Below are 23,200 nucleotides of genomic sequence, written 5' to 3'. Positions count from 1 at the left end.
TTCTCAGCTGCGCGCCATTTCGGTTCGGTTCCGGCCGTTATTTTTGGCCTGATAGAGGGCATTATCAGCATTCTTAATCACCGTTTCGATCGATTGGGAGTTACCCAGCCAATGAGAAACGCCGATGGATATCGTCATGTTGCCAATCGTGGGAAAATAATGGGCCGCCAACGACTTCCTGATCCTCTCTGCGACATCGTAGGCTCGGTTCATCCCGGTGTTAGCCAGAAAGATAATAAACTCCTCACCGCCCGAGCGACACACAATATCGTGCTCCCTTGCCTGTTCCTTCATCAGGGTAGCGACTTCACACAACAGTTTGTCACCAATATCATGGCCGAATGTGTCATTGACTCTTTTAAAATAATCCAGGTCTAATGCCAATACTGCAAACGGAATATTATGATCACTAAAGCTCTCAATCGCCATTTCTAACCCACGGCGGTTTAATAACCCCGTCATGGCATCCGTCAAACTGTCTGAGTGCAGTTTATCAATGGTACTCGACACAATACCAAACGCTTTTAAAAAGCTCCGCTTTAAATGAGCCGCTTCAAAATACCAGGGCTTAATTAGACCAAGCTCAGCTATTGTCTCTGTGTGATTTTCGAATCCCCGCACCGTACTGGCCAACTGCCATAAAGGTCTGGAGATAAACAGCGCCGATATCCAAATAAGAAGCAAAGTGAGTAAGCTGATCGGGATAGACTTCAGGAAGACCTTCCACATCTGTTCTTCAAGTGCCAGCAATGTCAGCGCCTTTGGACGCTGAGCAACGATACCCCATCCTGAGGCACTAACCGGGGCATAACCGGCCAACATTGGGATGCCATTAGAGTTGATAAAATCAACGCCACCGCTTTCCCCACTAATGACAGCGCTAATCGCTTCATTATCAACCATGATTTTGTTTTTATCCGGGTGATAGATCACAGTACGATTGCGGTCAACAACGTACAGGTACGATCCATCCTGGTATGCATGATTACCGAGTAACGTCGTCAGGACATTTCTCTCCTCAAGGTAAATGGTGCCACTCACGTAGCCCAAGTACTCCCTACTATCAGAAAAGATCGGGTAAGAAATGCTGGTGAGATAGTTCCCTGCCGGAGAAATAAATGGATCGGTAATCAGAGGACGTTTCGCTCTTAGCGATTGTAACGCGCCTTCTTGGGTTAGTTTTAACCCTTTCACTTGAGCAATTTCGGGTGAAATAGAAACAACGACACCATCGGCATTAACCACAACAACGGAGTTAAAAGAGTCGGTTTGCTTTTTGAGGCGATCTACTTCTGAACTTATCGCAGCAAGGTCAGCCATGCTGTTACTCAGCAAATCGGCACTGTATTTCAGTTGCGACATAGATGTATTAATGAATGCATCCGTCATTTCTGCCATTTTTTCAGCGTAAACCCGGTTTGATTCGATGGTATTACTAATGATCAGATCACGCTGTACCCGGTAGATAGAATAAAAAGCATTAAGAAGTGTAATGGCAACGCTGAACACACATAAAAATAGAATCAGCGCTCTTAAATTTAATTGATCTTTACCTCTTCGAAACACCTGATTAATCCTTTACCATTCATTACCGCCGCCAATCTAATTGACGACAATAATAATAGCAACCGATAATTAGTCGAAGTCAGAGGTTGTACTTATCATTCGCCATCAGGTGATATCGTTGCTCAATCAACTAATAAGAATATTGCCGAAAATGCCCTGCTACATTCTCAGCCCGCCATCGACTTCCAGCACCCGGCCGGTAAAGTAGTCGTTTTCCAAGACGTATTTAACCGCGTGGGCAATCTCACTCGCTTCCGCCATTCTTCCCAGTGGGATCATTTTGTTGAGCCGTTCTATCGCCTCTGGCTTCATTTGCTCCGCCATCGCGGTTCTCACCACCCCTGGTGCAATAGCCGCAGCCCGAATACCGTATCGCGCCAGCTCTCTTGACCAACCAGTGGCCATAGTCGCCACGGCCGCTTTGGAAGCGGAATAGTTGGTTTGGCCGATATTGCCCGCTCGGGAAACACTGGAGATATTGATGATCACTCCGCTGGACTGGCTTTGGATCATTTTGGCCGCCGCTTCACGGCCGCAGAGAAATGTCCCGGTGACATTGACATTCATCACCAGATTAAACTGCTCCAGCGACATTTTGCTCATCTCACCGTCTTTCACTTTGACCAGCATCCCATCACGTAGTACGCCAGCGTTATTGATCAGGCCATTCAGCTGACCAAAATCCTGCAAAATCGCCTCAAAGGCCTGCTCTACCTCGCTTTCACAAGTGACATCGACACGATAGGTTAACGCTTTGGCGCTCAACATATGGCACTGGTCCTGCGTTTCACGCAGGCCCTCTTCATTGACATCGAGTAACGCCAGATCAGCCCCGGCATGTGCCAGGGTTATGGCCATCATTTGCCCCAGCCCCTGCCCGGCTCCGGTAATTGCAATTACACTGCTTCTGATATCCATCCCATCCTCGCCATATCTGGTTTTGGGCTAGTAAGGTGACACTGTCATCAAAATACCGATTATTATGCAGCACTTTGTCTTTCACTCTTCAGTTACAAGTGTATAGCCCGGCTGATAACGGCGTCACCGCGCGTATTCAATCTTTCTTTTGGTAGAACTCAAACAAACTTGAGAAATCGAGTTCACCATTGCCTTGAGCGTTATGAATGGCATACAGGTTGCGCGCCAGTGAGCCCATTGGCACCGAAGAGTGGGTTTGCAAAGCCGCATCCAGCCCCAACCCGAGATCTTTTAGCATCAGCTTACTCATAAAGCCCGGCTGGTAACCATGGCTGGACGGGACGGTTTCCATCACCCCGGGACACGGGTTATACAGTTCCAGCGCCCAGTTGCGCCCGGAACTCTGCAGCATGATATTAGATAACACTTTAGGATCCAGGCCATGGTCGATACCGAGATTAAGCGCTTCACAGGCACCGGACATCAAGATTCCCAGCATCAGGTTATTACAAATTTTGGCCATTTGACCATCACCGGGCTTACCGGCATGGAAAACGTTTTTACCCATATAACGCAAAATGGCATTGGCTTTAGAGAACGCTTCATCGCTGCCACCGACAATAAAGGTTAAGGTGGCGGCTCTGGCCCCGGTTACTCCTCCGGAAACTGGCGCATCAACAAAGTGGACGTTTTTGTTGGCCGCTTCATTTGCCACCAGCCGCGCGGAGTCGGGATCGATAGTCGAGGAGTCGATCATCAGGGTGTTTGGTGGCACCAGGTTAAGTATGCCAACGCCACCGTGCAGATCCCCTAAGTAAACGGAACGAACATGCGAGCCGGCCGGCAGCATAGTGATAACGATATTGGCGCCATCAACCACCTCTTCAAGTGACCCGGCCACTACCGCACCAAATGGTTCCAGTTGTTTGGCGTGCTCGCTGTCAATATCAAACACCTGGACATTGAACCCTGAAGCAAGCAGGTTTTGCGCCATTGGACTGCCCATGTTACCCAACCCAATAAATGCAATAGTACTCATATTTTTTCTCCTATTGTGTTTCTAATTGAGCAAGCGGATGTTCGCCTTCCAACCACATCGAAGTGAAGAGTGTATCGATAACACTTTCATCCACTTCACTTACGCTGCCATACATCCATTTTGGTTCGCCGTCCTTATCAATCAGACGGGATCGCACTCCTTCTTCAAATTCACCCAGCAGTGCACTGCGAACTGATAGGCTCAGTTCCAGCCGAAAACATTCCGCCAGTGAAAGCTGATGACAGCGCTTCACCTGGCGAAAACAAATATGTGCGGTGATCGGGCTACCCGCGGCAAACGCCTGTTTTGCGTTCTGTAACCATGGGCTATCACCTTCAAGTGCCATGATGTTCTTTGCGATTTGACCCAAATCGTCACCCGAGCAAGCTTCTTTAATATCGGTGATATAAGGTAATATTTGCGATTTCGGCTTGCTGTCAACCACGTCACTTGCCATAGATTCAAGCACCATCGACACCAAATCATGGTGGCTGTCTGTTTTCCAGTCGGCGTATTTGAGTTCTTCGAGTAACGCCAAGAACTGTTCTTCAAGCAGAAGGTGATTCGCCAAACCTATAGCAACCGCATCGGTTGAATTGACGACAGCCCCGGTCAGGCCAAGAAACAGGCCGACTTCCGGTTCGATCTGATTTAGAAACCAGGTCCCGCCGACATCAGGATACAAACCAATATGGATCTCAGGCATCGCCAGAAGCGATCTCGTCGTTACAACCTTATGGCTGGCCCCCATGAACAGCCCCATTCCCCCCCCCATAACAATCCCGTCTCCCCATACGATGATAGGTTTTCCATAGGTATGAATCAGATAGTCACACTGGTACTCCAGAGAAAAGTAATGAGTGCAGAAGGACTGGATGGCCTCTTTGGTTTTGTTGTGCATTACGTGATACATGGTTCGTACATCACCACCAGCACAGAATGCTTTATCACCTTCACCGGTAATAAGCACACACACTACGTATGGATCGTCCTGCCAGGCCAGTAACTGATCATTGAGCTGCTCCAGCATGTCGTAAGTCAGTGCATTGAGTGATGCAACATTATCTAACGCGGCAACGCCAATAGTGTGGACACCGTCGTCACATAGCAAATCGGTGATATTTACCTTACCCGACATGTTTGCCTCCTAATGATTTTTCCAGTTTGGCTTACGCTTTTCGAGAAATGCCTGAACCCCTTCCGCCTGATCTTCGGTGTCAAACAGATTAATAAACAGTTCTCTTTCTTTAACCAGGCCATGTTGGTGTGGCGCTGAGCGCATGTTCTGAATTAATGTTTTACACGCGGTTACTGACAAAGGTGACTGATTAGCAACCGAAGTCGCGAGCGCCATCGCTTTTTCCAGCGCGGTGCCTTGTTCCACCACTTCCTCCACCAGGCCGATCTCTAGTGCTTTTTGCGCGGTTACCTGCTCACCGCACAAAATAATGCGTTTCGCCCACCCTTCACCTACCAGTGCCGTCAAGTTCTGCGTGCCGCCAGCACAAGGCAATAAACCGACTTTCGCCTCCGGCAGCGCCAAAACCGCTTGTTCTTCAACCACCCGAATGTCACAGGCAAGCGCGACTTCAAGCCCTCCGCCCATCGCATAGCCGTTGATCGCAGCGATAGAAACACCACGAAAACCCGACAACGTTTCAAACGCCTCACCAAAACAACGTGACATGTTCACCGCAACCGCCTTGTCTCCATCAGCAAACAGGTTTAGATCCGCGCCGGCAGAAAAAAACTTTTCGCCCTTTCCAGTGATCACTAAGGCATACACCTGTTTGTTATCATTAAGCTGCAACACCAACGCCTTCAAAGCTTTGAGGCTATCAGCCGTCCAGGTATTGGCCGGAGGATTATCCATGGTGATCAAAGCAACATGTTGCCTGATACAGTGGCTAATGGCCGGATGTTTCGTTGATGACATAACCAAAAATCCTTTTTCTTTGGTGATTAAATTAGCTCTGCCTCTTCTGAGAGTAGACGACGTGCGACGATTAAGCGCATGATTTCGTTAGTTCCCTCTAAGATTTGATGGACGCGCACGTCACGAAAGTGCCTCTCCAGCGGATACTCTCTGATGTAGCCATAGCCACCAAACAGCTGCAGCGCCTGATCACACACGTTAAAACCCACGTCGGTGGCAAAGCGTTTGGCCATGGCGCAATAGGTGGTCGCGTCCGGGTCACTGCGATCTAGTTTACTGGCTGCCAGGCGGACAAGCTGCCGCGCCGCCACCAGTTGGGTGGCCATATCGGCCAGTTTGAACTGCAACGCCTGAAACTGTGCCAGTGGCTGGCCGAACTGTTGGCGCTCCTGCATGTACTGCCGGGCCAGGTTGAGTGCCTGCTGCGCCGTTCCTACCGAGCAGGTCGCAATATTAATCCGGCCACCGTCCAGCCCCTTCATGGCCAAGGTAAATCCCTGACCTTCTTCTCCCAGTAAATGGCTGGCAGGTACCGTGACATTATCAAAGGTGACCGAACGCGTTGGCTGGCTGTTCCAGCCCATTTTCGGCTCTTTGCGCCCGTAACTGATGCCGTCGCCATCAGCCGGAACAACAAAAGCCGAGATCCCTTTCGCGCCGGCACCACCGGTTCGGGCCATCACCACCAGTACTTCGGTCTCACCGGCTCCGGAAATAAACACCTTCGATCCGTTCAGCCGGTAATGCTGGCCCTGCTTGACCGCACTGGTGGTCAGTGAAGCCGCATCAGAACCGGCATTCGGCTCGGTTAAACAGTAGGATCCCAGCCACTCGCCGCTGATTAATTTGGGGCAGAACTGAGCCTGCACCTCTGGTGTGGCGTAGCTTGCGACCATCCAGGTGACCATGTTATGAATGGTCATAAACGCGGTGGTGGAGGTACAGCCCATTGCCAGCTGTTCAAAAACAATCGACGCATCGAGACGGCTGAGGCCCAGTCCGCCCTGCTCTTCAGGGGTATACAGACTGAGAAAACCAAGCTCACCCGCTTCACGCAGTGCCTGTTTGGGAAAAACCTGTTTTTCATCCCATTCTGCCGCCATCGGGGCAAGCCGCTCTTTGGCAAACTGCCGGGCCGTGTCGGCAAACGCACGCTGATCCTGATTTAATTCAAAGTCCATTTTCCGCCTCCTAGCGCAGCTGAATGGTCAGATTAGGCCCACCCGGGATATCATCTTCGAACCAGCGTGACGTCACCGTTTTGGTTTCGGTGTAAAAGCGCACCGCCTGCTTGCCGTAGGCATGTAAGTCACCATAAAAACTGCCGCGCCAGCCGGTAAAAGAGAAAAACGGCAATGGCACCGGGATCGGTACGTTAATCCCCACCTGTCCGACCTGAATGTCATGCTGGTATTTTCTGGCTGCAGCACCACTGGCGGTAAAAATCGACGTCCCGTTGCCGTAAGGATTACGGTTAACAAGCTCAATCGCCTCTTCTAAGCTATCGACTTCCATGCACACCAGTACCGGGCCGAATATTTCCTGGGTATAAATAGACATCTCCGGGGTAACGCCACTGAACAGAGTCGGCCCGACCCAGTTCCCCTGAGGGCAACTTTTAACGCTATAGCCACTGCCATCCAACTCACATACCGCGCCCTGCTGTTTACCCTCTTCAATTAATTTCAGCACACGCGCTTTGGCCTGCGGGCTGATCAGCGGGCCATAGGCCGCATTGTCGTCGTCCCACACTCCCGGATGGAGTTTGGCCATTTCGTTTTTCAGCTCCCCGATCCACTGGCTGGCACTGCCGACAAACACAGCGACAGAAATCGCCATACAACGCTGGCCCGCCGCACCGACCGAAGAGCCAACCAGATTATTGATTACCTGTTGTTGATTCGCGTCGGGCATGACCACCATGTGATTTTTTGCTCCGGCAAAGGCCTGGACACGCTTGAAGTGACGGGTAGCGGTGGTGTAAATCGACTGCGCAACCGGTACGGAACCGACGAACGAGACCGCTTTGATATCCGGATGGGCAAGCAGCAAATCCACCTGCGGCTTGCAACCGTGCACAATCTGCAACACACCCTGCGGCGCCCCTGCCTGCTGGAACAGCTCGGCCAGACGAATCGAGGTCAGTGGCACCTGCTCGGATGGTTTGAGCACAAAGGTGTTGCCACTGGCAATCGCAAGCGGAAACATCCACAGCGGGATCATCGCCGGGAAGTTAAACGGAGTAATACCGCAGCAGACCCCCAGCGGTTGGATCAGTGAATAGCTGTCAATGTCCGGCGCGACATTCTCCACCGTTTCGCCCATCAGGTTGCCGGCAATATTGGCCGCCTGTTCGACAACCTCAATGCCTCGCCATACGTCTCCTTTCGCATCGGCGAGTGTTTTACCGGTTTCCTGAGAAACAATCGCCGCAATGTCATCGTGGTGCTCTTTCAGCAAATGCTGGTAGCGCAGCATCACCCGGGCGCGCTCAGACACCGCCACCTCTTTCCAGTGGTCAAACGCCTTAAGGGCGCTGGCGATGGCGCTGTGTACTTCTTCTTCCGTCGCACACGGCAGGCGGGCGATGACCTCGTTGGTCGCCGGATTGGTGACTTCCACCCACTCCGGGGTCCGAGACTGACGAAACTCACCATTGATAAATAAGGGAACCGAGCGAATCATAATCTAGTCCTTTGCTGAGTAATGATTAAGTTAAACCACAACTTCAATACCAATCGCCGTGGCTTCTCCACCGCCGATACACAATGACGCCACGCCGCGTAGGGATCGCCGGGGCTGGCTACCCGCCTCCTGCGCCTGAAGTTGGCGCAGGCTGTGAACTAAGGTCACCAAGATCCGCGCACCGCTGGCCCCGATCGGGTGGCCCAACGCACACGCACCGCCTTTGATATTCACTTTGTTTTTATCCAGGCCGAGCTGCCTGACCGCAATCTGGGTCACGACCGCAAACGCTTCGTTGATTTCCCACAGATCGACGTCATCCACCGACCAGTCGAGCTGCAACAACAACTGCTCAATGGCAAACACCGGTGACAAGGTAAATTCCGCCGGCTGGCGGGCGTGAGTGGTATGGCCTTTGATGATCGCCAGTGGCTCCAAGCCCTGTTGGCGCGCCTTTTCAGCATCCATCAGCACCAGTGCCGCGGCACCATCAGAAATTGCGCTGGAGTTGGCGGCGGTGATGCTGCCGTGTTTGGCGAAAGCGGGCTTCAGTTCGGGGATTTTGTCCGGTTGAATGGTGCACGGATGCTCATCGTAATCCAGCCGTGTGTTGTCATGTCTGGTCACGATTTCCAGCGGGGCGATTTCATCAGCAAACAGGTTTTGCTCCTGCGCTGCCAGCGCACGCGTTGCGGATAAGCTGGCCCATTCGTCCATCTGCTCGCGACTGAACTGCAGCTGATTAGCAATCCGCTGGGCATAAACACCCATCAGGTGCCCTTCATAGGCATCCTGAAGGCCATCGAGAAACATGTGGTCAAAGGTGGTTTTATGGCCCATGCGCATCCCGCTTCTGGATTCTTTGAGCAGATACGGCGCATTGGTCATGCTTTCCATCCCCCCGGCAACGACCACACGAACAGACCCCGCCTTGATCAAATCATACGCCAGCATGACCGATTTCATCCCTGAACCACAGACTTTATTAATGGTGGTACAAGCGGTTGAGTGGGGTAACCCTGCTCCTAATGCCGCCTGCCTTGCCGGAGCCTTGACCACAGCCCGCCGGTAATACGCAGCCCATCAACACTTCCTCGACGTCGCTGCCATTTGCGGGCAACCCTTCTGTCGCCGCCGCAATCGCACAAGCGCCAAGTTCAGGCGCAGAAAAGCCTTGTAGCTGGCCCTGAAAACAGCCGATAGGTGTTCGTTTAGCGCTGACTATCCAGATGTCTTTCTGTTGCATGCTTTGTCCTCGCGAGCCAGTTGTCATCGAGCCCTGCGTCGCGGCGCTGACCTCTATCACCCCAGCGACGACAGGACTTTTCTGCCCGGCTTCCTTGACGTTTCTGTAAGCATAGCACTACCATTTACGTTAACGTTAAGAAACAACCCAATAACAATTCCAAAACACGGCATCTCATGCCGGAAAGCCTTGTCAGAAGCTTGGTTGACGCGAACATTTTTTCATTTCAACTGAAAGGATGGTGGCAGGTGGAAAAATATAAGATCAGCGACCTCGCCAAAGAGTTCGATATCACCACACGCAGTATTCGGTTTTATGAGGATATGGGCCTCATTGAACCTGAGCGCCGCGGCAACACCCGTGTTTACCAGCGACGCGACAGAATCCGCCTGAAACTGATCCTGCGAGGCAAGCGGCTGGGCTTTTCTCTCGCTGAAATCCGGGAGTTATTCGAGCTGTACGATACCCGGCGCAATGACAGCCAGCTGCTAAAAATGCTCGCCTTAATCGATGATAAGCAAGCCCATCTTGAGCGGCAGTTGGATGACATCCGTGTCGTTATGGCAGAACTGGAAGCCGCCCGCACAAGGTGCAAACAGGCCCTGGGGCATCAGGACCGCTAGCCCCACACAAAACGGCTCGCAATCACGATTGCCCGTAAGCAGTATCACGATGGATTGTTAAACAACGCCACTCTCCGCCTTTTGATCGGCATAGGGAGGGGGCAAGGAAAGAGTAACCGGTTATGAGAACGAGTTATCAACCGTTGGACTTTGGGTTAGGTGAAACCATCGACATGCTGCGCCAGCATGTTAATGCTTTCGCCACTGAACACATCGCCCCTATCGCCGCCCGGATCGACAGCAGTAATCAGTTTCCCCGCCAACTGTGGCCACATTTCGGTGACATGGGGCTGCTCGGGGTGACCGTCAGCGAAGAATTTGGCGGTGCCGGCATGGGGTACCTCGAGCATGTAGTCGCAATGGAAGAAATCAGCCGGGCATCGGCTTCCGTCGGGCTCAGCTATGGCGCGCATTCTAACCTGTGTGTCGACCAGATATACCGTAACGGCTCACCCAGCCAACGGGAGAAATACCTGCCGGGGCTCATCGACGGCTCGCATATCGGTGCCCTGGCGATGAGCGAAGCCAATTCCGGCTCGGACGTGGTCAGTATGCAGCTTAAAGCCGAACCGGACGGCGATCACTACCTACTCAACGGCAGCAAAATGTGGATCACCAATGGCCCGGACGCCGATACCCTGGTCGTGTACGCAAAGACCACTCCGGACGCTAAGGCACACGGCATCACCGCATTTATCATCGAGCGCGGTTTTCCTGGTTTTAGTCATGCGCAGAAACTCGACAAACTCGGCATGCGCGGCTCCAACACCTGCGAACTGGTGTTTAACCAGTGTCGGGTGCCCAGGCAAAATATCCTGGGATGCGTCGATCAGGGTATAGAGGTACTGATGAGCGGGCTCGATTATGAACGGGTGGTACTGTCCGGCGGGCCGCTTGGCATTATGCAGGCGTGTCTGGATCTGGTGGTACCTTATATTCATGAGCGAAAACAGTTCGGCCGCCCGATTGGTCAGTTCCAGCTGGTTCAGGGCAAACTGGCAGACATGTACACCCGAATGAACGCTGCACGCGCGTATGTGTATAGCGTGGCCAGGGCTTGTGACCGCGGTGAGTGTACACGCAAAGATGCGGCCGGCGTCATTCTCTACAGTGCCGAGCTCGCGACCCAAATGGCTCTGGACGCCATTCAGCTGCTGGGCGGCAACGGATATATCAATGAGTTTCCCGCAGGCAGGTTGCTGCGTGACGCCAAACTGTATGAAATTGGTGCCGGCACCTCTGAAATTCGCCGCATGCTGATCGGCCGGGAGCTGTTTAACGAATCGTGCTAGGCGCGATTTCACCCCAAGGACGGTATTTATGGCAATCATCCAAACTCACATCAAACCCGGTGAAGCACTGTTTGTCGCCAACCAGGAAAACATGACCAGGCTGGTACACAACCTCCATTCCAACCTTGAGAGCATTAAACAAGGCGGTGGAGCCAAGGCCATCGAACATCAGCGCCGCAAAGGCAAGCTCCCGGCCCGCGAACGGGTCAGACTGCTGTTAGACGACAACAGCGATTTCCTCGAAATCGGCCAGTTCGCCGCCTGGCGTGTGTATGACGAGGCTGTGCCCTGTGCCGGCGTGATTGCCGGGATCGGCCGTGTATCAGGCGTGCTGTGCATGGTGATCGCCAATGACCCTTCCGTCAAAGGCGGCACCTACTACCCGCTGACCGTAAAAAAACATGTGCGCGCACAGGAGATTGCCGAACGCTGCCGCTTACCCTGCGTCTATCTGGTCGACTCTGGCGGAGCAAATCTTCCCCATCAGGCCGAGGTTTTCCCCGACAAAGATCACTTTGGCCGGATCTTCTTTAACCAGGCCCGGATGTCAGCCAAAGGCATTCCGCAGATCGCGGCAGTCATGGGACTGTGTACCGCCGGAGGGGCGTACATCCCTGCCATGGCCGATGTTTCAATCATCGTCAAACAGCAAGGAACGATTTTCCTCGCCGGTCCGCCGTTGGTGAAAGCAGCAACCGGCGAGGAGGTTACCGATGAGGAACTAGGGGGAGCCGATGTGCACTGCCGCAAATCAGGGGTGGCCGACTACTACGCCGAAAACGACCAGCACGCCTTAAGCCTGGCTCGCGAAGCGATCGCCAACACCAAACAAGCCACAGCGCCGCCATTGGAGCCAGAGGCACTGCCCCCCCGCTATGACCCCCACCAGATCTACGGCATCGTCAATGCCAACCTGCGCCTGTCGTTTGATGTTCGCGAAATCATCGCCAGGATCGTCGACGACTCCGATTTCGATGAGTTTAAAGCCCTGTATGGCAAAACCTTAGTCTGTGGTTTTGCGCGAATTAACGCGCATTTGATCGGCATTGTGGCCAATAACGGTATCCTGTTTTCCGAGTCGGCGATGAAAGGAGCCCACTTTATCGAACTGTGCGCCAAACGCAGAATCCCGTTGCTGTTTTTACAGAACATTACCGGTTTTATGGTGGGTAAAAAGGTCGAAGCCGAAGGGATCGCCAAAAACGGCGCCAAACTGGTGATGGCGGTTGCCTGTGCGGATGTGCCCAAATTTACCGTGATCATTGGTGGCTCCTATGGCGCGGGCAACTACGGCATGTGTGGCCGAGCCTACGATCCGACGATGATCTGGATGTGGCCCAATGCCCGCATTTCCGTCATGGGCGGCGAACAGGCCGCCGGTGTGCTGACGCAGGTAAAAAGAGGGGTGAAAAAACGTCAGGGCGAATCATGGTCAGAAGAGGATGAAACGGCTTATCGGGATTCTATCGTAGACTTATATGAGTCTCAGGGACATCCCTATTATGCCAGTGCGCGATTGTGGGATGACGGTATTATCGATCCAAAGCAGACGCGGCAGGTATTAACTCAGGCCTTAGCCGCCGCTGCCAATGCCCCTGTTCCTGACAGCCAGTTCGGTATTTTCCGAATGTAATTCCAGGAGAAAAGGAGAAATCCAATGCGGGAGATACAACCGGGTATTGTTCCTGACCCCCAACGACAGGAAGAGGTATTGTGGCAGGTTGACGAGGCTGGCATCGCGACGCTCACCCTGAATCGTGTCGCCAAACACAACGCATTTGACGCGTGTATGATTGATCTGCTGATCCACCGGCTTGACTATCTGGCGCTAAGAAATGATGTCCGCTGCCTGGTACTTAGGGCAAATGGCCAGCATTTTTCCGCCGGTGCAGACTTAAACTGGATGCAGTCGATGGCCGGTAGCAGCCGTAAGCAAAACATTGGTGATGCCACCAATCTAGCCCGGCTAATGCAGACTCTGGATACCTTTCCTTACCCGACCCTTGCCGTGGTGCAGGGCTCGGCATTTGGAGGGGCTCTCGGGCTGATTTGCTGTTGCGATATTGCCCTGGCCAGCCGCAACGCCCGTTTCTGCCTGAGTGAAGTCAGGTTAGGCCTGGTTCCCGCGACCATTGGCCCCTATGTGATAAGAGCGATGGGCAGCCGGCAGGCACGCCGCTACATGTTAAGTGCTGAACCAATCACTGCCAAACGTGCCGAGCAGTTAAACCTCATCCACCAAATACACGGTGATGATGACTTAGAGCAAGCACTGTCGACACAGCTCGAATACTTACTGCAAAACAGCCCGGATGCACAACGCAAAGCCAAAATGCTTTGCCACCAGTGCGATCACCATCCGATGGATGAGCAGCTTATCCACTACACCAGTCAGTTGATTGCAGAGGTGCGTACCTCCCCTCAGGGGCAGGAAGGCTTACAGGCTTTCTTGGAGAAACGCACACCGGACTGGGCATCCAGCGGTCACAAGGAGCGGCAATGAGACTGCCCGAACCGGTGACCATTGACGAACCCGGGCGGCAACCGCTTCAAATGGCTCCCTGACGCAGCGCAGCCGTCATCAGCCATAAAGACTTTTCTTTAATGCCCAGTAACTTAGCGTGGCCAATTTGTTTGAATAGACTCGATATGCATATGAAGTTAGGGTACCATTAATAACGTCTGCTGACTTATTATCCCATATCAAGGAAGGAGGCTTGCTGTGCGTAAGATGGTTATCGTGCTGCTCAGTCTGTTTATCACTACCACCGCGCCGGCCTCGCCAAGTTCCAAGTGGCTGTTTCACAAAAGTGAAAACAACATTGTGCTGCACTATCGCGAGCATGCCGGCGGCTTAGTTGAGATCCGTGCTCAAACCTTTATCCCCACCAGCTACAGCGCGTTTTTGCTCTTGCTTGAAGATGAAGACAACGTTCCCAGGTGGATTGACAATGTCAGCAGCGCGCAGGTCCTTAAACAAATCAGCCCCACAGAGAATATCGTGTATACCCGCTTTGACGCTCCCTGGCCGGCAAAAGATCGTGACATGGTCACGTATTCTAAATTCAGCCGCTCTCCATTCGGGTTTGTCCTCACTATTACCGATGCCCCGGCCAGTGCTTTAGAGACCCAACCGGGGTTTATTCGCATCCGCAGGGTCAAAGCGAGCTGGACGCTGGAAAAGCTCACCAATAACACCACGCACATTGAATACCGCGCATTTGCCGATCCAAGTGGGGCCCTCCCCAACTGGCTGGTGAATCAACTCGCCTTAGATAGCGCCTACCAGACATTTTTAGGCTTACAGCGCGAACTACCCAAATACCAGGGTAAAACCCACCCCTATGTTGAGGAGTAGTGATTAAAGCGTTAAATTCACGGACTCCAGTAAACCTTTTGCCGCCCTTAATATTCAGCCAGTCCGCCATACCAGCCTGCTTAATCTGTTTATTATTTAAGTCATTACTGGACTAGACTCTAAGTAAAGTGAACGTTTTATAACTTATACCTATCTGGATAATCAGGTGTTCAGATAATGGTGTAGATTGGTATAAATAAAACGTTAGCCACTCTTCTTAGATCAGGAAGCTTTAGCATGTCTGACAATAACCATAACAGTACAAGCAGAGATTCTGAGGATATAGCGAAATCGGTTGTTAAGATTGTTCGCGCCCTGACTCTTGAATTAGATCCCGAAGCACCATCAGCTGGCACGATTGGCTTGCAGACTGACCTTGACCGTGACCTTGGCTTTGACAGCCTGACGCGAGCCGAGCTGTTAACCCGTATGGAAACCCAGTTTAAAGTCTCACTACCGGAACACGCTCTTGCCAGTATCGAAACCCCTGAAGATATTGTTAATGCAATCAGACAAGCCGTCCCTTCAGAAAAAACCGCTTTGCTGAGTACGCCAACAGATCAAATCAAACTGGAAACCGTCGACCGCCAGCCCACCGAGGTCAATACCCTTCAGGCTCTGCTCGACTGGCATGTGGAACACCATCCAGAGCGGCCTCATCTCTATGTCTTTCAGAACGCGGATGAGGTGAACGAAATCAGCTATCGGAAGCTGAGGGAGAAAGCACTGGAGATCGCCGCAGGGCTGATAAATGCCGGGGTCGAGGCGGGCGACTGCGTAGCCATTATGCTGCCGACCAGCAATGACTACTTTTACAGTTTTTTCGGCATATTGTATGCGCGGGCTGTTCCCGTGCCGATTTACCCTCCGGCGAGAATTCAGCAAATCGAAGATCACTTAAAACGTCACGCCAGTATCCTCAACAACGCCCAGGCCAGATTATTAATCACGGTCCCCGAAGCCAAAGCCCTCGCCCAGTTACTCAAATTACAGGTTCCGTCAATCGATGCCATTGTAACTGCAACGGATCTGGAGAGTGATGTCGCCTCGGTTGATGTTGGTGAAGCCGAAGCCAGTGACATTGCCTTTCTACAGTACACCTCCGGCAGTACCGGCGTACCGAAAGGCGTAACGCTGACCCACACCAACCTGTTAGCCAACATCAGGGCGATGGGTAAAACCGTTGGTGCCAACTCTAATGATGTGTTTGTCAGCTGGCTGCCTGTCTATCATGATATGGGCTTAATTGGTGCGTGGCTTGGCAGCTTATACCACGCCATTCCTCTGGTGGTCATGTCACCTTTGCTCTTTCTGGCAAAACCTGAGCGATGGCTGTGGGCGATTCATCACTATCGCGGCACCCTCTCCCCGGCACCGAATTTTGCTTATGAACTCTGTGTGGCGAGAGTGGCTGAAGACGATCTGGCCGGGCTGGATCTGAGCAGCTGGCGCCTGTCGTGGAACGGCGCCGAGCCAGTTAGCCCGCAGTCGATTAAGAATTTTACCGAAAAGTACGCCCAATATGGCTTTAAACCGGAAACCATGTCGCCGGTATACGGCCTGGCGGAGTCCTCTGTCGGGCTGACCTTCCCGGTAAAAGTCAGGCTGCCCCGTATCGAGTATTTCCAGCGTGAAGCATTAAGTCACTTCGGCCGCGCGGTTATCACCCAGAGCCAGGAGAGTGACGCTATCCCCATGGTCGGGCTGGGCCACCCGCTTCCAGGCCACCAGATCCGCATCGTCGATGAATTAGGCAAAGAGCTGCCTGAAGGAGAAGAAGGCGATCTCGAGTTTAAGGGCCCTTCTGCCACTCAGGGCTACTACCGCAATCCGGAAAAAACCAAAACACTCTATCATGATGACTGGCTGGTGACCGGTGACCGCGCCTTTACCCTCGGCGGCGAACTGTTTCTTACCGGGCGCAGCAAAGACATGATCATCAAAGCCGGCCGGAATATCTATCCTCACGAGCTGGAACAGGCGGTAGGCGGAGTTGCTGGCATACGCAAAGGATGCGTCGCCGCCTTTGGCAGTCAGGACCACCGCTCCGGAACGGAAAAACTGGTGGTTCTGGCTGAAAGCCGCGAAACTGATGCAGAAAAAATAACCCAGTTCAAACAACAGATAAACGCCCTCGCGATGAGTCTGCTTGGCAGCCCGGTCGATGACATTGTGATTGGCCCGCCTCATACCGTACCAAAAACCTCCAGCGGGAAAATTCGCCGCAGTGCCTGTAAAGAGCTTTACCAGCAGGGAACATTAACCCAGCGGCAAAGAGCGGTCTGGCTCCAGGCAATCCACCTGGCTGCCGCCGGCGTCGCACCGCAACTGCGCAAATACGCACGCACCCTGTCAGACATTGGCTACGCAGCATATAACTGGCTGATCATGGGGGTACTCGCGCCGGTGGTCTGGCTCCTGGTTGCACTACTGCCCGGTAAGGCCCTGTGTTGGAAAGTGACTCAACTGGGCGCAAAAGCGTTAATCCGGCTGACCGGCACAAAATGCACCATCAAAGGACAGGAAAACTTGCCGCCTGATGAGCAGCCCTGCATCCTGGTGGCGAACCACAGCAGTTATCTCGATGGGCTGGTCGTAGTTGCCACAACCGGATTAAAGTGTCGCTTTGTGGCCAAAAGTGAGCTGTTGAGTAACCCGTTTGCCCGCATATTTTTAACCAAACTGGGCACGGAGTTTGTTGAACGGTTTAATGTTGAAAAAAGCGTAGTGGATGCGAAAAGGCTCTACGATGGCGTACAGGATTGTCAGCCTCTGGTTGTCTTTCCGGAAGGAACCCTGTACCGGATGGCCGGTCTGCACTCGTTTCACATGGGTGCATTTATTGCGGCCGTCCACTCCGGCGTGCCGGTCATCCCGATTACCCTGTGCGGTACCCGCTCTAAACTCCGGGGAAGTTCGCTGTTTCCGCGCCGGGGCGACATCAGTGTCACGATTGGCAAGCCACTCTACCCTGAGGGCAAAAACTGGCAGGCGGCGGTTTCCCTGCGAGACAGAGCGAGAGGCGATATCCTCCGTCACTGCGGCGAACCCGATATGGGCCACAGCCCGGTAAGGTAAATCGCTGACGCAATGCCCGGCGAGTAGTAGCGCGGGTTGCGTCAGCGAAGGGGTCAGCGGTTACTTAGTTGGCATAGGCAGAATTTCAAACATGCCATCAAAGTGGTCGAGCGCCTCGGCAAACGGCTTAAGCAACTCACCATTGCCTTTCAGGCTGGCTTTGCCTGATTCAACCAGCTCATCCAGGGTTGTTTTACCTAACACCATTTGAGTCAGGTCCGCTTTGCGAATACTTAAGGTCACATCCGTTTTCGGCAACTCTGCTACCTGGATATTCGCCATGTTTGCATTGGATACCTCACCGTAATAGCTCTCGTTCAGCTCCGGATGTACCACGCCAAAGGTGAAATCAAGCCCTGCCTGCTCCGCTTTTGTCGCGTTAAGTTGTACCGCGACAAAATCCAGAAACATGCCGGTTGGGGTGTTGGCAATCACATCTGGCGACGCAAGCTTGATTGATGGCTGGATCTCACCGGTACGAAGCTCCACTGCCCCCTGCAGATAAGAGTTACGCCACGCCATGGTTTCAGACTGATAACCCTGCTGCTCAAAACTGTCTGCCAGGGCAAAGCGGTATTCAACATTATTCGGGTCACACTGGACTAAGTCATTAAACAGCTGTGACGCCGCCTGATACTCACCTTGGTCAAAGTGTTGCATTCCTGCCCGGTAGAGCTTGTCTGCACCCGCAGCCTCTACATAAACACAAGATTTATCCTGGGTTTGTAGCGGGTTAGTGTTGACCGGGTTGAGATCATGATAGCCCAGGTAAAGGTTCACCACCGCCCGTGCATTGTGGCTGTAAGAACCGTGATAACCATTGGTATGCCATGCCGATTTCTGAGCCTGTGGAACGATTTTTTCTATCTCCCGGCCTACATCATTAATGCTGACGCCGTGGTTTGCCAGGCGCATCGACTGATTGTGAATAAAACCGTAGTTATCTCTTTGCAGCGCAATGTACTCAGAAATTTCGTTGCTGTCGGTCGTTGGGTCATTCCATACCGGCGCGGAGTGGGCGGCATGAATATTATCGACTAACCCACTGTCGACAAAGCGCAGTTTCAGCTCAGTCAGGTACTTGGTCCAAACCAATGAATCACGCACTTTCGCCCCACGGAACGTGTAGATATTGTGCATACCATCATAGGTCAGCTCTGCGGTGTTCAGTGAGCGGTACTCCGGCACATAAAGTACAATTTCTGCCGGGGCTTCGGCTCCGGGCATATTGATGGCGAGAAAATCCAGGCCATCGATAGTGATCATTTTTTCCCGTTCCTGAATTTCATGGGTCGGTGCCACCAGGGTGACCTGCCCGCGGGAAGTACCCAGCCCCAGCGCGTTATCGACAATGCCTTTGGCATTGTTGTCCAGCGTTGTCCCGTACTGGTAGTTGGCGCGGCGGCTCATTGCAGTACCCGCAATCACGTTCTCATCCGCCAGCTCTTTGATGAAATCTTTGGGCGCATAAATCGGCGCGCCTTCGACAAAATCGCCGGATTCAAAAATACCACGCGATCCGCCGAAATGGTCACCATGCATATGAGAGTAAATCATACCGGTAATGTCATGCCTGCCATTGATTTTCGGCAAGTGCATTTTGGCAAACTCCCATGATGCCGCTGCCGCTTCCTTAGATAACAGAGGATCGTGTATCACGTAACCGTTGTCTGTGCGGTAGATGGTCATATTGGACAGATCGGCACCACGGATTTGATACACCCCATCGGTCACCTCATACAATCCACCCGCGGCATAGTTAAGCATGCCCTGGCGCCAGATCGACGGGTTTACGGTGGTCGGGATCTGCTCAACACTCATCTCCGCCATAAACGCAAAACGATTTTTCAGCTCACCGGCCTGATGGGTGCCGAACTCCGCAATCAGCCCTTTTTGAGTGCGTTCAAACGCAGTGGTGTCGTTCCACGGCAGTTGCTGCGCGAGTTGCGCATTCATACTTTGGGTGTGGTCACTTGCGGCCTTTCCCTGGTAGCTCTCCAGGCTGGCGTAGTCAGCGCTTGCGTTAAAAGAAACAACAATCGCCAATGATAGTAGTGATGGTGCAAAACGGGTTTTCATAGGGAGCCTCATTAATGTCACTGTTTTGGGTACAGGGGTAATGTAGCTCGTTGACACATACTGATATATACATGAAACTGTATACAAAACATCACAAAGTGTTATGTGAATCAGCAGATGGGTAGCGCATTGGATTTAAATCTTTTAAAAGTATTTCTCGCCGTCTACCGCCACCGCTCCATTACCCTGGCAGCAGAAGAAATGGGGCTTACTCAACCCGGCGTTAGCGGGTTACTCAAGCGGTTACAGCAACAGCTGGGCGTGCAGCTGTTTGTCCGTTCCGGACGTGGTATTGCCCCGACGCATCAGGCCCAGGAGTTAATCCGTCAAATCGAGCCCGCCCTGATCCAAATCGACAATGCCCTCGAGGGCATCGAACATTTCACAACCGAACATGCCCGAAAATTTGTGGTGTACACCAGCGAGCCAATCATGCTGATGCTGCTGCCCAAAATAGAGGCGGATAATAGCTTGGGGAATGTCACGATCGAACTGCACCCGACCCTGCCGAGCGAAGAAAAACTGATCCACAGCCTGAACCAGCAACAGGCCGATCTCGCCATTGATTTCGCCAACTACTCTGCCCCGTCTTTTTTTTCAGAAAACCTCTTCCGGGATGATATCTGCATCATCGCGCGCAAAGATCACCCGAGATTACACTCGAGTATTTCACTCGAACAGTTCTACCGGGAAAAACACGTCACACTGAAAATGCGCCGGGAAGATGCGTATTTAGCGGATTACTACACCGAAGAAAGAATGGGCGAACGAACCGTGGCCGCAGAATGTGACTCACTGGTATCACAAATGTCGATGGTCTCAAACAGTAACTGTGTCGCTATCGTCGTCACCAGCTTAGCCAGGCTATTTGCCGAGAAACTCGGTATTCAGGTACTCGACGCACCATTTACCAATATTCCGATCACCTATCGCCTGATGGTGCATAATCGCATGCGCCATAGCCCGTCCAATCGCTGGCTGAGGGAAAAGCTGCGCGGCTACTTTGCTGAGCTGCCGAACTGATCTGGTGCTCTAAACCGGCATACTCAGCCAGATGTCTGCTGGCGTTGCAGTAGCAGTTGGAAAAATAAATTAAAAAAGTGTGCATCCTTTTGCGACCTCATCCGTGTTAAAGGTAAACCGTTTTAAGGATGTCACTATGTTGCAAGTTTTTACCCGGCTTGCGGACTGGCTGACCTACTCCATTTTCAGTCTGGAGCCAGGTACGCCGGTTGCGCAAGGGGTCCATTTCTTTATTGAAGACACCAGTAAAATCCTGGTGTTATTGTTCGTGTTAATCTATGTCATCTCCGGCTTGCGGGCGAGCCTGAGCGTGGAAAAAGTTCGTACCTATCTGCAGGGCAAACACCGTGGCGTGGGCTACTTCCTTGGCTCCATGTTTGGGGCGATCACACCGTTTTGCTCATGCAGTTCCATTCCCTTGTTCATGGGCTTTGTGTCGGCGCGCATCCCCATAGGTGTCACCATTGCGTTTCTCATCACCTCACCGCTGATCAACGAAGTGGTCGTCATCATGCTTGGCAGTGTGCTGGGGCTTAAGTTCACCATCATGTACGTTACCATCGGTATGCTGCTCGGTACTCTGGCAGGTTTCATCCTGGACAAGCTTCAGGCTCACCGTTGGCTACAACCGTTTCTCGCCCAGGCCTACCAACAAGCCGACGGCACAGATTTAGCCACTCAGGCACAGCTTAAAACAAACCCGATGAGCCTTAAGCAGCGCCATGAATTTGCCGTAAACGAGACCACCACCATTGTTAAACGGATCTGGATTTGGGTGTTTGTTGGCGTCGGCATCGGCGCGTTTATTCATGGCTTTGTACCCGCACAGTGGTTTGAGCAAAACTTCGCCCACGGCCAGTGGTGGACCGTCCCTCTGGCGACGCTGAGCGCTATTCCGATTTACACCAACGCCTCGGGCATCGTCCCTGTCATGGCATCGTTGATCGACAAAGGCATGCCGCTCGGCACCACGTTAGCGTTTTGCATGGGCGCGGTAGCCGTCAGCCTGCCGGAGTTCATGATGCTAAAGCAGGTGATGCAATACCGCTTACTCGGCGCGATTGCCGTTTATCTGCTTATCGCCATCTCGATCACGGGTTGGTTATTTAACTCTTTCTACTAATCAAGATTTCTATTAACCAAAGATAGAGCGCATGCTCACAGGAGTCCGTTATGAAAACAATTCAAGTTTATGGTTCTGGTTGTAAAAACTGCGTCGTCACCGCTGAGCGGATTGCCGACATCGCCCGGGAGCTTGGCCAACAAGTCCGGATTGAAAAGGTCACCAGTTTGGAAGCCATCATGAAAGCGGGGATCATCAGTACCCCAGGGGTCGGCATTAATGGTGAGATAAAACACACCGGCTCGGTGCCATCAGTTGATCTGGTTCGCAAACTGCTCAAAGAAGATGTTGTAGCTTAACCTGAGCAAACAAGATCCGCCGCGCTGACCCAACTGCGGGTAAGCGCGGCAGATGACCGAGACCCGTACCATGAAATGTTTGATGCAAGCGTGGAACCACGCTGAACCGAGCCTTTATGGCTGGCTGATAAAACAAACCCACAGCCACCATGAAGCGGAAGATATAATGCAGGAAGTGTTTCTCAAAGCGATGAGTAACAGTGAGCGCTTTTGTAGCCTGCAGGATGGTAAATCCTGGCTGTTCAAAATCACCAAAAATCATCTGATAGACAACTTACGCCGCAAAATACAGGCGGTGGATATCGATGACCTGCCGGCGCCAAGTGACGTCGTTCCTGCCGTGGCGCGGCTGCAACACTGCCTGCCCAAAGTACTGGTGAAGTTATCGGATCAAGAGCGCGATGTGATAGAACAGTGCGACTTAAATGGGATGACCCAACGAGAATACGCACAGCGACATCAACTGAGCTTACCGGCCGTAAAAGCCCGTTTGCGCCGGGCGCGAGCCGAACTGAAATCGATATTAATCACTGAATGCAAAGTCACCCAGGATCAAACCGGCGTCTGTTGTTTCGGGCCAAACTTTATCAATAGCAAATAAGTTAACCCACCAGCCATTTACCCACCATGGCCTGATTAATCCGCCGAGTACGAATTTGGAGCAGCCCTGAAACACTGGTGTCGGCATGCGCGCCAGTGACATCTAGTCGGGTTCGACCCTGCAACTTACTTTTGGACGTGCGACGTGAAGTCGTATGAAGCGCTGTTCACCGCTCAACGAGTGAACCATCTGTATCACCAGATGAACCTAAGAGCCTGAATAGAGCAGCGGCTCTGACAATGTAACGAAGATTGGTCACAGACCGATCGGGATTGAAATCGTGAGAGGACGATCCTCCTGATAACCACATAATCGGGTAAGTGCTAGGTAGTCA

The 23,200-nt window shown here is 52.5% G+C and carries 18 protein-coding genes and 1 pseudogene; 10 read left to right on the top strand and 9 right to left on the bottom strand.

Features of this window, described 5'->3' with window-relative positions:
- Positions 1–3: 3 nt before the first annotated feature.
- The 8 genes and pseudogenes from P2G85_RS17120 to P2G85_RS17085 form a co-directional block, all read right to left on the bottom strand.
- Positions 4–1,566 (bottom strand): sensor domain-containing diguanylate cyclase, encoded by a 1,563-nt coding sequence (locus P2G85_RS17120; protein WP_275865280.1) that lies wholly within the window; start codon positions 1,564–1,566, stop codon positions 4–6.
- Positions 1,567–1,725: 159 nt separating this feature from the next.
- Positions 1,726–2,484: an SDR family oxidoreductase gene (locus tag P2G85_RS17115; RefSeq protein WP_275865279.1), complete on the bottom strand. Its 759-nt coding sequence runs from the start codon at positions 2,482–2,484 to the stop codon at positions 1,726–1,728.
- Positions 2,485–2,620: 136 nt separating this feature from the next.
- Entirely contained in the window at positions 2,621–3,523 is a 903-nt protein-coding gene (mmsB, locus tag P2G85_RS17110; protein ID WP_275865278.1) for a 3-hydroxyisobutyrate dehydrogenase, read from the bottom strand.
- Between the two features lie 10 nt (positions 3,524–3,533).
- On the bottom strand, positions 3,534–4,661 hold the full coding sequence (locus P2G85_RS17105; RefSeq protein WP_275865277.1) for an enoyl-CoA hydratase/isomerase family protein: 1,128 nt from the start codon (positions 4,659–4,661) through the stop codon (positions 3,534–3,536).
- A gap of 9 nt (positions 4,662–4,670) precedes the next feature.
- A complete protein-coding gene (locus tag P2G85_RS17100; protein WP_275865276.1) occupies positions 4,671–5,459 on the bottom strand; it encodes an enoyl-CoA hydratase in 789 nt (262 codons plus the stop codon).
- 26 nt (positions 5,460–5,485) lie between these two features.
- Positions 5,486–6,640 (bottom strand): acyl-CoA dehydrogenase family protein, encoded by a 1,155-nt coding sequence (locus P2G85_RS17095; protein WP_275865275.1) that lies wholly within the window; start codon positions 6,638–6,640, stop codon positions 5,486–5,488.
- Between the two features lie 10 nt (positions 6,641–6,650).
- Positions 6,651–8,144 carry a CoA-acylating methylmalonate-semialdehyde dehydrogenase gene (locus P2G85_RS17090; protein ID WP_275865274.1) on the bottom strand — a complete coding sequence of 498 codons (1,494 nt, stop codon included), beginning with the start codon at positions 8,142–8,144 and terminating at the stop codon, positions 6,651–6,653.
- Positions 8,145–8,174: 30 nt separating this feature from the next.
- Positions 8,175–9,390 (bottom strand): annotated as a pseudogene (locus P2G85_RS17085) (thiolase family protein).
- A gap of 248 nt (positions 9,391–9,638) precedes the next feature.
- On the opposite strand from P2G85_RS17085, the gene P2G85_RS17080 reads away from it, so the two are divergent.
- The 6 genes from P2G85_RS17080 to P2G85_RS17055 all read left to right on the top strand — a co-directional run bounded on the left by P2G85_RS17080 (position 9,639) and on the right by P2G85_RS17055 (position 17,741).
- Positions 9,639–10,013 carry a MerR family DNA-binding transcriptional regulator gene (locus P2G85_RS17080; protein ID WP_275865273.1) on the top strand — a complete coding sequence of 125 codons (375 nt, stop codon included), beginning with the start codon at positions 9,639–9,641 and terminating at the stop codon, positions 10,011–10,013.
- 122 nt (positions 10,014–10,135) lie between these two features.
- Positions 10,136–11,305, top strand: coding sequence for an isovaleryl-CoA dehydrogenase (locus P2G85_RS17075; protein ID WP_275865272.1), 1,170 nt, complete (start codon positions 10,136–10,138; stop codon positions 11,303–11,305).
- A 28-nt stretch (positions 11,306–11,333) separates the two neighbouring features.
- Positions 11,334–12,938: a carboxyl transferase domain-containing protein gene (locus P2G85_RS17070; protein WP_275865271.1), complete on the top strand. Its 1,605-nt coding sequence runs from the start codon at positions 11,334–11,336 to the stop codon at positions 12,936–12,938.
- A 24-nt stretch (positions 12,939–12,962) separates the two neighbouring features.
- Positions 12,963–13,808, top strand: a complete 846-nt coding sequence (locus P2G85_RS17065; RefSeq protein ID WP_275865270.1) for an enoyl-CoA hydratase-related protein — start codon at positions 12,963–12,965, stop codon at positions 13,806–13,808.
- 228 nt (positions 13,809–14,036) lie between these two features.
- A complete protein-coding gene (locus tag P2G85_RS17060; protein ID WP_275865318.1) occupies positions 14,037–14,663 on the top strand; it encodes an START domain-containing protein in 627 nt (208 codons plus the stop codon).
- 237 nt (positions 14,664–14,900) lie between these two features.
- Positions 14,901–17,741: an AMP-binding protein gene (locus P2G85_RS17055; protein WP_275865269.1), complete on the top strand. Its 2,841-nt coding sequence runs from the start codon at positions 14,901–14,903 to the stop codon at positions 17,739–17,741.
- A gap of 60 nt (positions 17,742–17,801) precedes the next feature.
- Here P2G85_RS17055 and P2G85_RS17050 read toward each other — a convergent pair whose 3' ends face one another.
- A complete protein-coding gene (locus P2G85_RS17050) occupies positions 17,802–19,820 on the bottom strand; it encodes an alkyl sulfatase dimerization domain-containing protein (protein WP_275865268.1) in 2,019 nt (672 codons plus the stop codon).
- A 117-nt stretch (positions 19,821–19,937) separates the two neighbouring features.
- Between P2G85_RS17050 and P2G85_RS17045 the strand changes: the two genes are divergently transcribed.
- From P2G85_RS17045 to P2G85_RS17030, 4 genes are all read left to right on the top strand, one after another.
- Positions 19,938–20,843 carry a LysR family transcriptional regulator gene (locus P2G85_RS17045; RefSeq protein ID WP_275865317.1) on the top strand — a complete coding sequence of 302 codons (906 nt, stop codon included), beginning with the start codon at positions 19,938–19,940 and terminating at the stop codon, positions 20,841–20,843.
- Between the two features lie 136 nt (positions 20,844–20,979).
- Entirely contained in the window at positions 20,980–21,966 is a 987-nt protein-coding gene (locus tag P2G85_RS17040) for a permease (RefSeq protein WP_275865267.1), read from the top strand.
- A 50-nt stretch (positions 21,967–22,016) separates the two neighbouring features.
- Positions 22,017–22,265, top strand: a complete 249-nt coding sequence (locus P2G85_RS17035) for a thioredoxin family protein (RefSeq protein ID WP_275865266.1) — start codon at positions 22,017–22,019, stop codon at positions 22,263–22,265.
- Between the two features lie 82 nt (positions 22,266–22,347).
- Positions 22,348–22,866 (top strand): sigma-70 family RNA polymerase sigma factor, encoded by a 519-nt coding sequence (locus P2G85_RS17030; protein WP_275865316.1) that lies wholly within the window; start codon positions 22,348–22,350, stop codon positions 22,864–22,866.
- Positions 22,867–23,200 lie beyond the last annotated feature (334 nt).

The organism is Vibrio sp. CAU 1672 (assembly GCF_029223195.1).
In the GTDB taxonomy this organism is placed as follows: Bacteria; Pseudomonadota; Gammaproteobacteria; order Enterobacterales; family Vibrionaceae; genus Vibrio.
Note: the sequence above shows the minus strand (reverse complement) of the source record. Positions and strands in the feature narration are given on the sequence as shown.

Coding starts and splice junctions, on each gene's coding strand:
- P2G85_RS17070 (WP_275865271.1), top strand. CDS start 11,334: ATGGCAATCATCCAAACTCACATCAAACCCGGTGAAGCACTGTTTGTC.
- P2G85_RS17045 (WP_275865317.1), top strand. CDS start 19,938: ATGGGTAGCGCATTGGATTTAAATCTTTTAAAAGTATTTCTCGCCGTC.
- P2G85_RS17075 (WP_275865272.1), top strand. CDS start 10,136: ATGAGAACGAGTTATCAACCGTTGGACTTTGGGTTAGGTGAAACCATC.
- P2G85_RS17030 (WP_275865316.1), top strand. CDS start 22,348: ATGCAAGCGTGGAACCACGCTGAACCGAGCCTTTATGGCTGGCTGATA.
- P2G85_RS17060 (WP_275865318.1), top strand. CDS start 14,037: ATGGTTATCGTGCTGCTCAGTCTGTTTATCACTACCACCGCGCCGGCC.
- P2G85_RS17105 (WP_275865277.1), bottom strand. CDS start 4,661: ATGTCGGGTAAGGTAAATATCACCGATTTGCTATGTGACGACGGTGTC.
- P2G85_RS17055 (WP_275865269.1), top strand. CDS start 14,901: ATGTCTGACAATAACCATAACAGTACAAGCAGAGATTCTGAGGATATA.
- P2G85_RS17040 (WP_275865267.1), top strand. CDS start 20,980: ATGTTGCAAGTTTTTACCCGGCTTGCGGACTGGCTGACCTACTCCATT.
- P2G85_RS17035 (WP_275865266.1), top strand. CDS start 22,017: ATGAAAACAATTCAAGTTTATGGTTCTGGTTGTAAAAACTGCGTCGTC.
- P2G85_RS17095 (WP_275865275.1), bottom strand. CDS start 6,640: ATGGACTTTGAATTAAATCAGGATCAGCGTGCGTTTGCCGACACGGCC.
- P2G85_RS17100 (WP_275865276.1), bottom strand. CDS start 5,459: ATGTCATCAACGAAACATCCGGCCATTAGCCACTGTATCAGGCAACAT.
- P2G85_RS17050 (WP_275865268.1), bottom strand. CDS start 19,820: ATGAAAACCCGTTTTGCACCATCACTACTATCATTGGCGATTGTTGTT.
- P2G85_RS17115 (WP_275865279.1), bottom strand. CDS start 2,484: ATGGATATCAGAAGCAGTGTAATTGCAATTACCGGAGCCGGGCAGGGG.
- mmsB (WP_275865278.1), bottom strand. CDS start 3,523: ATGAGTACTATTGCATTTATTGGGTTGGGTAACATGGGCAGTCCAATG.
- P2G85_RS17090 (WP_275865274.1), bottom strand. CDS start 8,144: ATGATTCGCTCGGTTCCCTTATTTATCAATGGTGAGTTTCGTCAGTCT.
- P2G85_RS17065 (WP_275865270.1), top strand. CDS start 12,963: ATGCGGGAGATACAACCGGGTATTGTTCCTGACCCCCAACGACAGGAA.